10 protein-coding genes and 2 pseudogenes are annotated in these 13,101 nt (G+C 74.7%); 8 read left to right on the forward strand and 4 right to left on the reverse strand.

What is annotated here, in order from left to right; all coding sequences use genetic code 11:
- Positions 1-155 precede the first annotated feature (155 nt).
- Both VSR01_RS03195 and VSR01_RS03200 read left to right on the forward strand, forming a co-directional pair.
- Positions 156-1,646, forward strand: a pseudogene (locus VSR01_RS03195) (beta-galactosidase); the annotation flags it as partial.
- 122 nt (positions 1,647-1,768) lie between these two features.
- Complete coding sequence (locus VSR01_RS03200) at positions 1,769-2,083, forward strand: Beta-galactosidase C-terminal domain (RefSeq protein ID WP_326453474.1); 315 nt, start codon at positions 1,769-1,771, stop codon at positions 2,081-2,083.
- A gap of 136 nt (positions 2,084-2,219) precedes the next feature.
- Here VSR01_RS03200 and VSR01_RS03205 read toward each other — a convergent pair whose 3' ends face one another.
- Complete coding sequence (locus tag VSR01_RS03205) at positions 2,220-2,912, reverse strand: TetR/AcrR family transcriptional regulator (protein WP_326447762.1); 693 nt, start codon at positions 2,910-2,912, stop codon at positions 2,220-2,222.
- Positions 2,913-2,995: 83 nt separating this feature from the next.
- Between VSR01_RS03205 and VSR01_RS03210 the strand changes: the two genes are divergently transcribed.
- From VSR01_RS03210 to VSR01_RS03225, 4 genes are read left to right on the forward strand one after another with little or no spacing between them, the layout of a single operon-like run.
- On the forward strand, positions 2,996-4,027 hold the full coding sequence (locus tag VSR01_RS03210; RefSeq protein ID WP_326447763.1) for a fumarylacetoacetate hydrolase family protein: 1,032 nt from the start codon (positions 2,996-2,998) through the stop codon (positions 4,025-4,027).
- On the forward strand, positions 4,020-5,465 hold the full coding sequence (locus VSR01_RS03215) for a class I adenylate-forming enzyme family protein (RefSeq protein ID WP_326447764.1): 1,446 nt from the start codon (positions 4,020-4,022) through the stop codon (positions 5,463-5,465). The genes VSR01_RS03210 and VSR01_RS03215 overlap by 8 nt, the downstream gene beginning before the upstream one ends.
- A gap of 42 nt (positions 5,466-5,507) precedes the next feature.
- On the forward strand, positions 5,508-6,830 hold the full coding sequence (locus VSR01_RS03220; RefSeq protein WP_326447765.1) for an MFS transporter: 1,323 nt from the start codon (positions 5,508-5,510) through the stop codon (positions 6,828-6,830).
- Complete coding sequence (locus VSR01_RS03225) at positions 6,827-7,789, forward strand: MBL fold metallo-hydrolase (RefSeq protein ID WP_326447766.1); 963 nt, start codon at positions 6,827-6,829, stop codon at positions 7,787-7,789. Before VSR01_RS03220 ends, VSR01_RS03225 begins: the two co-directional genes overlap by 4 nt.
- A 65-nt stretch (positions 7,790-7,854) precedes the next feature.
- Here VSR01_RS03225 and VSR01_RS03230 read toward each other — a convergent pair whose 3' ends face one another.
- Positions 7,855-8,634 (reverse strand): VOC family protein, encoded by a 780-nt coding sequence (locus VSR01_RS03230; protein WP_326447767.1) that lies wholly within the window; start codon positions 8,632-8,634, stop codon positions 7,855-7,857.
- A 128-nt stretch (positions 8,635-8,762) separates the two neighbouring features.
- Positions 8,763-10,046 (reverse strand): phosphopyruvate hydratase, encoded by a 1,284-nt coding sequence (eno, locus tag VSR01_RS03235; RefSeq protein ID WP_326447768.1) that lies wholly within the window; start codon positions 10,044-10,046, stop codon positions 8,763-8,765.
- 98 nt (positions 10,047-10,144) lie between these two features.
- On the opposite strand from eno, the pseudogene VSR01_RS03240 reads away from it, so the two are divergent.
- Together VSR01_RS03240 and VSR01_RS03245 are read left to right on the forward strand one after the other, a co-directional pair.
- Positions 10,145-10,390, forward strand: a pseudogene (locus VSR01_RS03240) (winged helix-turn-helix transcriptional regulator); the annotation flags it as partial.
- A 772-nt stretch (positions 10,391-11,162) separates the two neighbouring features.
- Complete coding sequence (locus tag VSR01_RS03245; protein ID WP_326447769.1) at positions 11,163-12,110, forward strand: threonine ammonia-lyase; 948 nt, start codon at positions 11,163-11,165, stop codon at positions 12,108-12,110.
- Positions 12,111-12,197: 87 nt separating this feature from the next.
- On the opposite strand, the gene VSR01_RS03250 is transcribed toward VSR01_RS03245, so the two are convergent.
- The gene (locus VSR01_RS03250) at positions 12,198-13,025 is read right to left on the reverse strand and encodes a glycoside hydrolase domain-containing protein (RefSeq protein ID WP_326453475.1); all 828 of its coding nucleotides are present in this window, start codon (positions 13,023-13,025) and stop codon (positions 12,198-12,200) included.
- Positions 13,026-13,101 lie beyond the last annotated feature (76 nt).

The raw sequence follows: 13,101 nt of genomic DNA on the forward strand, positions 1-13,101 counted from the left end.
TCCCCTCTCGCCCGCCCACCCGCCTTCGAGGACACCGCCATGCCGCACCCGGACCCCCCGCACCCCGTCTGGGGGCGGATCCCCGGCCCGCCTACGGGGCCGACTACAACCCCGAGCAGTGGTCGCCGGACGTCTGGCGCGAGGACGTGGCGCTGATGCGCGAGGCGGGGGTGAACCTCGTCTCGCTCGGCGTCTTCGCCTGGTCGTGGATCGAGCCGGAGCCGGGCCGGCTGGACTTCGCCGGCATGGACGAGGTGCTCGGCCTGCTGCACGAGGGCGGCATCGCCGTGGACCTCGCCACCCCGACCGCCGCCCCGCCGCTGTGGTTCTCGCACGCCCACCCCGAGTCGCTGCCCGTCACCGCCGACGGCGTCCGCCTGGCGCCCGGCTCCCGGCAGGCGTTCTGCGCCTCCTCCCCCGCGTACCGCGCGCACGCCACGGGCATCGCCACCGCCCTGGCCGAACGGTACGGCGACCACCCCGCCGTGGTGATGTGGCACGTCAACAACGAGTACGGCAACACCAACGCGCACTGCCACTGCGACACGTCCGCCGAGGCCTTCCGCGACTGGCTGCGGCGCGTCTGCGGCGACGACCTGGACGCCCTCAACTCCCGCTGGGGCACGTCCTTCTGGGGCATGCGGTACAACGACTGGGCGCAGGTGACACCGCCGCGCACCACCACCGGCAGCCTGCCGCCCGGCCTGCTGCTGGACTTCCACCGCTTCAGCGACGCCGAGCAGCTGGCCTGCTACACCGCCGAACGCGACGCCATCAGACCGCACTCGCCGGGCCGTCCCGTCACCACGAACTTCATGACCGGCGAGTTCAAGCCCGCCGACTACTGGCGGTGGGCCCGCGAGGTCGACATCGTCGCCAACGACCACTACCTGACCGCCGAGGACCCGCACCGCACCGCGGAACTCGCCTTCACGGCCGACCTCACCCGCGGCATCGCCAGCAGCAGGCCCTGGCTGCTGATGGAACACTCCACCTCGGCCGTCCAGTGGCAGCCGCGCAACCTCGCCAAGGCGCCGGGCGAGATGGCCCGCAACACCCTCACCCACCTCGCGCGCGGCGCCGACGGCGCCCTGTTCTTCCAGTGGCGGCAGTCCGCGTCCGGCGCCGAGAAGTGGCACTCCGCGATGCTCCCGCACGGCGGCGTCGACACCCGCGTCTGGCGCGAGGCGCGCGATCTGGGCGCGGCGGTGGGCCGGCTCGCCGAGACCGCCGGCAGCCTGTGCGAGCCCGCGGACACGGCGCTGGTCTGGGACTACGACGCCTGGTGGGCCCTGGAACTGCCGGACCGGCCCAGCCTCGACATGCGCTACCGGCCCGAACTGCGGGCCTGGCACCGCGCCCTGTGGACCGCGGGTCTGCGCTGCGACGTCGTGCCCGCGCCCGGCGGGGAGCACGCGCCCCGGCTCGACCCGTACCGGCTGCTGCTCGTGCCCTCGCTGTACGCGGCCCCGGACGGCGCGGCGGCGGCACTGGCCGGCTTCGCCGAGGCGGGCGGCCACGTCGTGGTGGGCCCCTTCAGCGGCGTGGCCGACGGCGCGGACCGGGTGCCCGCCGGCCCCTATCCCGCGCTGCTGCGGGATCTGCTGGGTCTGCACGTCGACGAGTTCCTGCCGCTGGCGGCCGGCGCGACGGTGGGCCTGGACGACGGTACGACCGGGCGCACCTGGGCCGAGCGGGTCGTGCCGGGGCCGGCGCCGAGGTCGAGGCGCGCTTCGCCTCGGGCCCCGCCGCGGGCGAGCCCGCCGTCCTGCGCCGCGCCCTGGGCCGCGGCACCGTGCGCTACGCGGCCACCCGCTTCGACGACGCCTCCCTGTCCCGTCTGCTGCCGCGCTGGTCGGCGGCGGCCGGCTGCCGCCCCGCCGTCGAGGGCGCCGGCGCGGGCGTCGAGGTCGTCCGGCGCCGTAGCGGCGACGCCGCCTGGCTCTTCGCCGTCAACCACACCGGCGCGCCGGCCGCCCTTCCGGCGGCGGGCCACGAACTGCTCGGCGACCGCCCGGTCCGCGGCGTGCTCCACCTGCCCGCCGGCGCGTGCGCGGTGGTCCGCGAGCAGACACCGCGGTGACCGGCCGCGGCGCCCCGGCGCGGGCCCGCACCTGACGCGGGCCCGTGCCGGCTGCGGCGCCGTGGGCCGCGGCCGCCGGACGCGGTGCCGTGGGCCGCGCCCACCGCGCGCGGGGCGGCCTCCGCGACCGCCGGGGCTACCGGCCGTCCGCCGCCAGGACGCCGTCCAGCACGATGCCCACCAGGCTGAGCAGCCGGGACCGCAGGTCGAAGGGCGCGGGCTCGCGGGAGATCCACTCGGTGAGCGCGGCGAAGTAGCCGGCCGCCAGGACGCGTCCGGCGAGTCCGGGGTCCACCCCCTCGGCCAGGCGGCCCGCGGTGTGGGCGCGGGCGAAGATCGAGCCGAGCTCCGCGGCCAGCGGCGGGTCCGCGAGCACGTTGGTGGTGTGCACGGCCGCGCCCATCAGCGCGACGGTCTCCTCGCGGGTGCGGCTGCTGGTCTCGGCCAGCTCGATCATGTAGCGGTCCAGCACCTCGCGTACGGAGTGGTCCTCCAGGTGCTCGGCGTAGATCGCGCCGAACGCGCGCCGCCTGCGCCGCGCGCTCCACTCGTCCAGGAACGCGCTCTTGCGCGGGAAGTGGTTGAACACCGTCCCGCGCGCGACGTCCGCGCGCTGCGCGATGTCGTCCATCGTGGTGCTGTCGAAGCCCTTCTCGATAATCAGCTCCACCGCGGCGTCGTAGACCTGGTTGCGGCGCCGCTCACGGCCGCGCTCGCGGCGGCCGGCCGGAGCGGCCACCGCGCCGCCGGACTCGGCAGAACCGGAAGGGGACACCGACCGCGCCGGCTCTGCGGACATCACGCTCATAACTCCTTCGGCGGGACCCATTGACGGACCCCGGGTCGTGACCTACGTTACCTAGAACTTGTACCGCAGTCCAAAAATGTACCGTGGTACAGAAAGGAGCGGGCATGCGACTCGTGACCTTCACACCCCCCGGACTGGCCCCCCGGCTCGGCGTCCTCGACGGGCCGACCGTCGTCGAGCCGGCGGCGGTGCTCCGGGCCGACCGGCTGCTGGCCGAAGGGTCCGCCGGCGCCGGCCGCGCGCCGGAGCTGCCCACCGAGATGGTCGCCTTCTTCGAGACCGGCGAGCGCGGGCTCGACCTGGCCCGGCAGGCGCTCGACACCGCGAGGACGAGGCGGGAGCGCGGCGACGAGCTCACCGGGCCCGACGGCTCCCCGGCGGTGCACGCCCTGGCGGACGTCACGCTGCTCGCCCCGGTGCCCCGGCCGCGCCGGGTGCGGGACTACCTGACGTACACCGAGCACGCCACCGGGTCCGGGCTGGAGGTGCCGCCGGCCTTCGCGGCGATGCCGATCTGCTACAAGTGCAACACCGAGTCGATCATCGGCCCCGAACAGCCGCTGCTGTGGCCGTCGTACACCGACCAGCTGGACTTCGAGCTGGAGCTGGGCTTCTTCACCTCCGGCGGCGGCCGGGACCTGACCGTGCGCGAGGCGGCCCGGCGGATCGCCGGCGTCACGATCTTCAACGACGTCAGCGCCCGCGACATCCAGTTCTTCGAGATGAGCCTCGGCATCGGGCCGTCCAAGGGCAAGGACTTCTGCACCGCGATGGGCCCCTGCGTGCTGACGATGGACGAGGTCGACGAGTGGGCGGTCGAGATGACCGCGCGGGTCAACGGGGAGGTGTGGGCTTCGGGCACCACCCGGCATCGCCAGTTCTCCTTCGCCGAGGTACTCGCCTGGGCGTCGCTTGACGAGGAAGTCTATCCCGGCGAGTTCTTCGGCCTGGGGACGGTCGGCGGCGGCTGCGGCCTGGAACTGGACCGCTGGATCCAGCCGGGCGACGTGGTCGAGCTGGAGGCCTCCGGCGTCGGCGTCCTGCGCAACCCCGTGGGCGCCCGCCAGATCCGCCCCGAGGGCGCGGGCGTCGCCTCCTACCGCGGCGCCCCGCGGGCGCGGGCCGACCATGGCTGACACCGTCCCCGGGCTGCTGCGCCGGCACGCCGCGGACCCGCGCAGGGTGTTCGCCGTCCTCGACGGCGGCGTCACCGTCACCTACGCCGAGCAGCTGGCCCGCAGCCGCCGGGTCGCGGCGCAGCTGCGGCGGCGCGGCGCGCGCCCGGGCGACCGGGTGCACGTCCAGCTGCCCAACTGCCGGGAGTTCTACGACATCTGGTTCGCCACCGCGCTGTCCGGCACGGTCCTGGTGCCCACCAACCCGCAGTCCTCGGACGACGAACTCGCCCACGTGCTGCGGGACGCCGCGCCCGTCGTCTCGGTCCGCGACCCCGCGCAGGCCGCCGCGCTGCTCGCCGGAGCCGCCGGCGAGGACGCGGATTCACCGGCCGCCCCCGGCGCGCTCGCCGCGATCCTCTACACCTCGGGCACCACCAGCCGGGCCAAGGGGGTGATGGTCACCGACGCCAACTACGCCGCCGTCGGCCGCGCCGTCGCCGACCACCTGTCGATGACCGCCGACGACCGCTGGCTGGTCGTCCTCCCCCTCTTCCACGCCAACGCGCAGTACTACTGCACCATGTCGGCGCTGGTGTCCGGCGCCTCGATCGCCCTGGCCCCGCGCTTCACCGCGCGCGGCTGGGGACGCCAGGCGCACGAGAGCGGGGCGACGCTGGCCAGCCTGTTCGCCGCGCCCGTGCGGATGATCCTGGCCGCCGCGCCGCAGCCCACGGACGCCGCCAACCGGCTGCGCGCCGTGCTGTTCGCGCAGCACCTCTCCACCGCGGACGCCACCGCGTTCGAGAGCCGGTTCGGCACCCGGCTGCTGCAGCTGTACGGCATGACCGAGACCGTACTGCCGCCCACCGTCAACCCCGACGACGCCGCCCGCCGCTGGGACAGCATCGGACGACCGCTGCCCGGCGTCCGGATCGACCTGCGCGACCAGGACGGGACCCTCGTCGAGGGCCCCGGCACCGGCGAGATGGTCGTCCGCGGCCGGCCCGGCCTCACCCTGGCCGGCGGCTACTGGAACAACGACCGCGCCACCCACGAGGTGTTCACCGAAGACGGCCTGCGCACCGGCGACCTCGCCCGGCGCACGGCCGACGGATTCCTCCACTTCGTCGACCGCAGCAAGGACATGATCAAGCGGGCCGGGGAGAACGTCTCGGCCGGCGAGATCGAGCGGGTCGCGAACGAGCATCCGGCCGTCGCCGAGTCCGCGGCGATCGGCGTCCCCGACCCGGTACGCGACGAGGCCATCGTGCTCGTCGCCGCGGTCCGCCCCGGCCACCGGCCGAGCGCGGACGACCTCATCGAATGGTGCGCGCGACGGCTCAGCCCGTTCAAGGTGCCCGGCACGGTCGTCTTCGTCGACGCCCTCCCGCGCACCAGCGTCGGCAAGATCCGCAAGGCCGAGCTGCGCGCGCTGCCGGAACTCCAGACCGGCTGACCGAGTCCGCTGCCGCCGCGCAGCCGACCTTCGGAGGACATCGTGACCGCTCCCTTCCCCTCCCCCGCCGCCCCGTCCCCGTCCAGACCCGACACCCTGCGCTGGGGCATGCTCGCCCTGCTCAGCGCCGGGTTCGTCGCCCTCACCCTCAACTGGTTCGACGTGGCCGCGGCGTTCCCGCTGATCGGCGCGGAGTTCCACGCCGGACTGGGCTCGCTGACCTTCCTCGTCTCGCTGTTCATCGTCGGCTACGGGCTCGCGCACATCCCCGGCGGCATGCTCGCCACCGCCATCGGCATGAAGCGCACCCTGGTCATCGGCCTGGCCCTGCAGGGCGCGGCCGGCGTGATGTCCGGCCTGTCGTACTCCTACACCGAGCTGGCCTGGTTCCGGCTGGTCAGCGGGATCGGCGGATCGATCTTCATCGCCGTCGCGTTCGGCGCGGTGATCGTGTGGTTCCGCCAAGGGCAGGTGACGCTGGCGCTCGGCATCTCCGGCGGCGCGGCCTTCAGCGGCGGCGCGGCGTTCGCCCTGTACGTGTGGGTGTATCTGCAACGGGCCACCGACTGGCACGTCTCGCTGGTGCTGGCCGGCGTCTTCGAGCTGCTGGTCGCGGCGGCGACCGCGGTGTGGTTCCGCACCCCGCGGGACATGCCGTCGCTGGCCGGCGCGTCCTTCGAACGCGAGGCGCTGCGCACCGCGGTGGCCGGCCGGGACCTGTGGACGTACGGCATCGCGCTGCTCGGCGCGTACGGCGCGTACTTCACCACCTCGCAGCTGTTCAGCGTGTACGCCATCGCCGAGCGCCACTTCGACGCCTCCAAGGGCGGGCTGCTCTCCGCGATGATCGCGCTGGCCGGCATCCCGGGCAGCGTGCTCGGCGGGTACTTCGCCGACCGCAGCCGCAATCTGCGGGCCTTCGTGGTGGCGTCGCTGGTCGTCGTGGCGGGCCTGCTGGCGCTGATCCCGGTCGTGCCCACCGGCTGGCTGTGGCCGGTGGGGATCGGCATCGGCTTCGCGCTGATCTTCGGGTTCGCCGCCTGGTCGGCGGTGCCGACCCGGGTCAGCGGGATCCGGCACGAGTACGTCGGCACCGCCACCGGGCTGATGCTGACCCTGGCCGCGGTCGGCGGGTTCTTCGTGCCGATCGTCTTCGGCCACGTCGTGCCGCACACCAGCTACGACACCGGCTGGCGGTTCCTGGCCGTGGTCAGCTTCGTCTTCGCGCTGGTCGGCCTGTTCGGGCGCAACCCGGGAGCGGTCCCGGACCCGGAGCCGGCCCGGCCCGACGCCCTGGACGCGCCGGCCGCCACGGCCGCGCGGCGGCCCACCGACACCCCCCGACCGAAGGGATCCCTCACATGAGCAGCTCGACCGCCGCCCCGCACGGCGTGCGCACCCTCGACCCGCCGCTGGTCCAGGAGGTCAGCGACGGCGTGTACGCCTACGTCCAGCCGGACGGCACCTGGTGGATCAACAACACCGGCTTCCTGGTGGGGCGTTCACGCGCGGCGGCCATCGACGCGTGTGCGACCGAGGCGCGTACCCGGGCCTTCCTGGAGGCGGTGGCGTCCGTGACGCCCGCGCCGGTGCGGACCCTGGTCAACACCCACCACCACGGCGACCACACACACGGCAACAGCCTGTTCGGCGACGCGGTGATCGTGGCCCACGAGCGCACCCGTGAGGAGGTCATCGCCGAGGGCAGGCCCGGCACCAGCGAGCTGATCCGCAGCGGCGCCTGGGAGCCGACCGAGTGGGGCGACCTTCAGGTGGCACCGCCGTTCCTCACCTACACCACCGGCGTGGACCTGTGGGTCGACGACCTGCGCTGCCAGGTGCGGTACACCGGCGGGCCGGCGCACTCCACCAACGACTCGATCGTGTGGATCCCCGAGCGGAAGGTGCTGTTCGCGGGCGACCTGCTGTTCAACGGCGGCACCCCGTTCCTGCTGGCCGGGTCGGTGGCCGGCGCGCTGGAGGCGGTGGCGGCCCTGAAGGACCTGGGCGCCGAGACGATCGTGCCGGGCCACGGGCCGGTGTGCGGCCCCGAGGTCATCGACGACGTGCTGGCGTACCTGCGGTTCGTCTCGGACCTGGCGGCCGACGCGGTCCGCTCCGGCACCGACCCGCTGGAGGCGGCGCGCTCCACCGACCTCGGGGCGTTCGCCGGTCTGACCGACGCCGAGCGGCTGGTCGGCAACCTCCACCGGGCCTGCGCCGAGCTGCTCGGCACGGAGCCCGGCGGGGTCATCGACTTCGCCCGCGCGCTGGCCGACATGCGCGCGTACAACGGCGGCCGGCCGCTGAGCTGCCTGGCCTGACGGCCCCGGCGCCCCCGGGGCGCCGGCTCCGCCCGCGCGTTCCGCCTGTTCCGCCCTGTGCCGCCCTACATCGGCCGGGGCTTGATCATCGCGAAGGGCGCGCCCTGGGGGTCGGCGACCACGGTCATACGGCCGGCGACCATGTCGAACGGCGGGGCGAGGACCGTACCGCCCCGCCGTACCAGGGCGTCCACGGTGGAGTCGACGTCGTCGACCGAGAAGTAGGTCAGCCAGTGCGCCGGGGTGCCGGGCGGGTCGTTGTCCAGGAGCGTGACGCCGCCGACCGCCCGGCCGCCGACCCGCAGCTCCCAGTACGCCTCCGCGCCGTCCATCGGCTCGATCTCGATGCCGAACGCCTCGCCGTAGAAGGCGGTGGCGGCGGGCACGTCGCCGGTGTGCAGCTCGTTCCAGGTCAGCGCGCCCGGTTCGTCGGCCACCTGCGCGCCGGAGAACTCGCCGGCCTGCCAGACGCCGAACACCGCGCCCTGCGGGTCGGCCGCGATGAGCATCCGGCCGAGGTCGCCGACGTCGGTGACGGGGACCAGCAGGGTGCCGCCGGCGCCGACGACGGCGTCCTGGGTGGCCTGGGCGTCGGTGCTGGCGAGGTAGCTGGTCCAGACGGTCGGCGGTTCCTGCGTCCCCTCGGGGGCCGTCGCCCGGCCGATGCCGGCCGCGGCCCGGCCGTTCAGCTCGCAGACCGCGTAGCCGCCGAACTCGTCGGGCGCCGGCCGTCCCTGCCAGCCCAGCAGGTCGCGGTAGAAGTCCAAGGCGGCCTGCTGGTCCTTCGCCATCAGGTCGACCCAGCACGGGGTGCCGGTGTAGTAGGGCGCGGTGACGTCGGGCATCTGTCGTCCTTTCTCGTCCCCCTCCTAAGCGGTCCGCCCCTCACCCTCCCGGCCGCCGCGCCGATCCCCCGCCCGACACGCCGTCGCCGTCCGCCGTCCGGGCGGCGGCGCGCCGCGGCGGGCGGCGGTCAGCGCCGCAGGCCGAGCGCCTCGCGGCCCGCGTACCTGGCCTGGCCGCCCAGCTCCTCCTCGATCCGGACGAGCTGGTTGTACTTGGCCGTGCGGTCCGCGCGCGACAGCGAGCCGGTCTTGATCTGGCCGCAGCCGGTGGCGACGGCGAGATCGGCGATGGTGGTGTCCTCGGTCTCGCCCGAGCGGTGGGACATCACCACGGTGTAGCCCGCGCGGTGGGCGGTGGCGACGGTGGCCAGGGTCTCGGTGAGGGTGCCGATCTGGTTGACCTTGACCAGGATCGAGTTGGCGATCCCGTCGCGGATGCCCGCGCGCAACAGTGTCTCGTTGGTGCAGAACACGTCGTCGCCGGTGAGCTGGACGCGGTCGCCGAGCCGGCTGGTGAGGGCCTGCCAGCCGGCGTGGTCGTCCTCGGCCATCGGGTCCTCGACGGAGGCGACGGGGTAGCGCTCGACGAGGGCCGCCAGGTGGTCGGCGTGCTCCTCGGGGGTGCGGCGCACGCCCTCGCCGCGGTAGTCGTAGACGCCGTCGCGGAAGAACTCCGAGGCGGCCGGGTCCATCACGACGGTGATGTCGGACCCGGGCTTGTAGCCGGTGCGCTCGACCGCGCGGACGACGAACTCCAGCGCCTCGTCGGCGGTGCGCAGATCGGGGGCGAAGCCGCCCTCGTCGCCGACGTTGATGCTGTGGCCGGCCGCGACGAGATCCGCGCGCAGCGTGTGGAAGACCTCCGAGCCCATCCGCACGGCCTCGGCGAAGCTGCTCGCGCCGATCGGCGCGATCATGAACTCCTGGAAGTCCAGCGGGTTGTCGGCGTGCGCGCCGCCGTTGACGATGTTCATCATCGGCACCGGCAGCAGGCGCGCGTCGACGCCGCCGACATAGCGGTACAGCGGCAGGCGGTGCGCGGCCGCGGCGGCCTTGGCGGTGGCGAGGGAGACGCCGAGCAGCGCGTTGGCGCCCAGGCGGGACTTCGTCGGGGTGCCGTCCAGCGCGATCATGGCGCCGTCGACCGCCGCCTGGTCCTCGGCGTGCAGCCCGACGACCGCGTCCGCGATGCCCTCGTTGACGGCGTCCACGGCGCGCCTCACGCCCTTGCCGTGGAAGCGCGCGGGGTCGCCGTCCCGCAGCTCGACGGCCTCGCGGGCGCCGGTCGAGGCGCCCGAGGGCACGGCCGCGCGGCCGAGCGACCCGTCCTTCAGCTCCACGTCCACCTCGACGGTCGGGTTGCCCCGGCTGTCGATGATCTCCCGTGCGACGACCCGGCTGATGGCGGTCATGTGCGTCTCCCCACGTCGGGCCCGCGCCGCGGCGGGCCATAAGTTCCCATTCGAAACAAAGTGAGTTCAGAAAAGGAATCTACTATGGCGTCATGAAGATGCACAACGCCGACGCGACGTGCGGCATCGCGCGGGCCGCGGTCGTGACGGGCGACTGGTGGAACGTCCTGGTGCTGCGCGAAGTGGCCCGCGGCCGGGTCCGCTTCGACGCGATCGCCGCCGAGCTGGGGCTGTCCCGCAAGCTGCTCACCGAGCGGCTCAACGCGCTCGTCGCCCGCGGGGTGCTGCGCCGCAGCCTCTACCAGCGGCGCCCGACCCGCTACGAGTACCTGCTCACCGACGCGGGCGAGGCGCTGCTCCCGGTGCTGGTGGCGCTCCAGGACTGGGGGGACCGGTGGATGCCGGGCGAAGGGGACGCGGCGCAGGACGAGGTCACGCCGGGCGCGGCGCAGGACGAGGCCGCACCGGGCACGGTCGCGGGCGGCGAGGTCACGGACGGGGGCGCGGACGGGGACGGGGGCGCGAGCGCCGGCGCGGACCCGGACAGCGTCGGTCGCGCGCGCCTCCAAGGGCTGACCGGGACGCCGCTGCCCGACGTCGAACTCCCGGGGGCGCACGGGGCGGCCGAGCCGCCGGCGCCGGCGGACGCCCGGGCGACCGTGCTGTTCACCTTCCCCGGCGGCGACATGACGGGGGGCCAGGACCCGGCGGCCCCCGCCGCGGCCGGACACCGGCTGTTCGCCGACGCCTGGCCGGAGCTGCGCGGGGCCGGCGTCGCCGTGCGCGGCATGGGCCTGCAACCGCCGCGCGAACTGGCCGGACTCGCCGAACTCCCCGCGTCCGCCGGGGCGCTTCCGTACCCGCTGCTCAGCGACCACCGGCACCAGGTCACCGCGGCGCTGCGGCTGCCGGTCCTCCGCGACGCCGACCGGCTGCGCCTCCGGCCGGCCGTGCTCGTGGTCGACGCGACGCGCCGGATACGGCACGCCCTGTTCCCCGTCACCGACCCCGCCCGGGCGGTGGCCAGGACGCTCGACCTGGCCAGGGCGTTGGCGGCGGCCGGCCCGGCCCCAGCCGGCCGTGAGTCCGCGCGGACGGCTGGTCCATACTCGGCGCATGGAACTGGTGACGATCGCCGACATCGAGGCCGCCGCGAAGCGCGTGGAGGGCGTCGCGGTGCGCACGCCGCTGCTCTTCCAGACCTGGGACCCGCGCGGGTCGCTGTGGCTCAAGCCGGAGAACCTCCAGCCCATCGGGGCGTTCAAGCTGCGCGGGGCGTTCAACGCGGTCGCCTCGCTCGACGACGCGGCGCGCGCCCGGGGTGTCGTGACGTACTCCAGCGGCAACCACGCGCAGGCCGTCGCGTACGCGGCGCGGCACTTCGGCGTGCCGGCGGTGATCGTCGTCCCGGACATCGCGCCGCGGGTCAAGGTGGAGGCCACCCGTGCGTACGGCGCGGAGGTCGTCCAGGTGCCGATCGACGAACACGAGGCGAAGGCCCACGAGCTGGCCGCGGCGCGCGGGCTGACGCTGGTGCCGCCGTTCGACCACCCGGCGATCATCGCCGGGCAGGGCACCGCGGGCCTGGAGATCGCCGAGGACCTGCCGGACGTCGAGGTGGTGCTGGTGCCGGTCAGCGGCGGCGGGCTGGCCTCGGGTGTCGGGGCGGCGATCAGGGCGCGGTGCCCGCGGGCCCGCGTCATCGGCGTCGAGCCCGAACTGGCCGCCGACGCGACCGAGGGGCTGCGGCTCGGCCACCGCGTGGACTGGCCCACCGCCGACCGGGCCCGTACGATCGCCGACGGCCTGCGCGCCCAGCCCTCCGACCTCACCTTCGCCCACCTGCGGGAGGTGGTCGACGCGATGGTCACGGTCACCGAGGACGAGATCCGCGACGCGATCCGCGTCCTGGCCCTGCGCGCCCGGCTGGTCGCCGAGCCGAGCGGCGCCGTGACGACCGCGGCCTATCTCTCCCGCGCCGCCGAACTCCCCCCGGGCCGCACGGTCGCACTCGTCTCCGGCGGCAACGTCGACCCGGCCCTCCTCGGCTCCCTCCTGGCCTGACCGCCCCGCCCCGGCCGGCCCGGGAACGCGCGGGGCCCGCCCGGAGGCGCCGGGCGGGCCCTGGTGCTCAGAGCGGCCGGGCTGCGGTCAGACGATCGCGACCGGGCCGTCCCACGCGTCGCGGTCGACGGTGATGGTGTACCCCTTGCGGGTCTCCTTGCTGTTGACGGTGTACTGGTGACCGCGGCTGTGATCGGTGTACAGGCCGGCCGCCCAGGGCCAGTCCGTCGTCGTGGTCGCCTTGCCGTCGTACAGGGCGTACCAGAGGTTGCCCGGCAGGTCGGTGCGGTTCGTCGCGGTGGCGACCGCCTTGGCGCTGGAGGACGTGAAGCCGTAGTAGCCGGCCCGGTACGTCTTGGCGCGCAGCGTCTTGGTGAAGGAGCGCACGTACGTCAGCACCGCGTTGTCGCACGAGGTGTTGGTGATGTCGTACGACTCCATGTCGAGGTAGACCGCGGAGCCGGCCTTCATGCCGAGGGCCGCGGCCCTGGCGACCGCGTCGTTGCCGTCGCTCGCGCCGAGCGCGGCGGCCGTCGCCGCGGTGATCTTCTCCTTGCTGGTACCGGTCCGGCACGGCGGCTGGGCGCCGACGTAGATCGGCACGAGCTTCCAGCCGGACGCGCTGACCGTCTTCACCCAGGACGCGGTGAGGTTCGGCTGCGCGCAGCCGCGGTTCCTGCCGCCGACGTAGACGGCCGCGGCGCCGTAGTAGCCGTCGGACCGCCACGCCTTCATCGCCGCGGCCGACGGCGCCGCGCAGGCGTCGAAGGCCCGCCCGGTGAACGTCCGCTGCGCGGGCCAGGTCGTCGCGGCCATCGACGTCTGCGCCATGACCACTCCCCCCGCCACGACGGCCGCGCCCACCGCGCCCCAGGCGATGTAACGGCCTGTCCTGGACAGTCTGTGCTTGGACAGCCTGGACAATCCCCACCCTCACTCGTTCGTTCGGCAGCGCTGTGCCGCTGACCTGGCGTCAGGCCCGGTCGGGCCG

The sequence above is a fragment of the Actinacidiphila sp. DG2A-62 genome (assembly GCF_035825295.1).
GTDB lineage: Bacteria > Actinomycetota > Actinomycetes > Streptomycetales > Streptomycetaceae > Actinacidiphila.

Excerpts from the sequence above, each read along its gene's own strand:
- VSR01_RS03205 (WP_326447762.1), bottom strand. The coding sequence starts at position 2,912 with ATGGGTCCCGCCGAAGGAGTTATGAGCGTGATGTCCGCAGAGCCGGCG.
- VSR01_RS03210 (WP_326447763.1), top strand. The coding sequence starts at position 2,996 with ATGCGACTCGTGACCTTCACACCCCCCGGACTGGCCCCCCGGCTCGGC.
- VSR01_RS03215 (WP_326447764.1), top strand. The coding sequence starts at position 4,020 with ATGGCTGACACCGTCCCCGGGCTGCTGCGCCGGCACGCCGCGGACCCG.
- VSR01_RS03225 (WP_326447766.1), top strand. The coding sequence starts at position 6,827 with ATGAGCAGCTCGACCGCCGCCCCGCACGGCGTGCGCACCCTCGACCCG.
- VSR01_RS03230 (WP_326447767.1), bottom strand. The coding sequence starts at position 8,634 with ATGCCCGACGTCACCGCGCCCTACTACACCGGCACCCCGTGCTGGGTC.
- eno (WP_326447768.1), bottom strand. The coding sequence starts at position 10,046 with ATGACCGCCATCAGCCGGGTCGTCGCACGGGAGATCATCGACAGCCGG.
- VSR01_RS03245 (WP_326447769.1), top strand. The coding sequence starts at position 11,163 with ATGGAACTGGTGACGATCGCCGACATCGAGGCCGCCGCGAAGCGCGTG.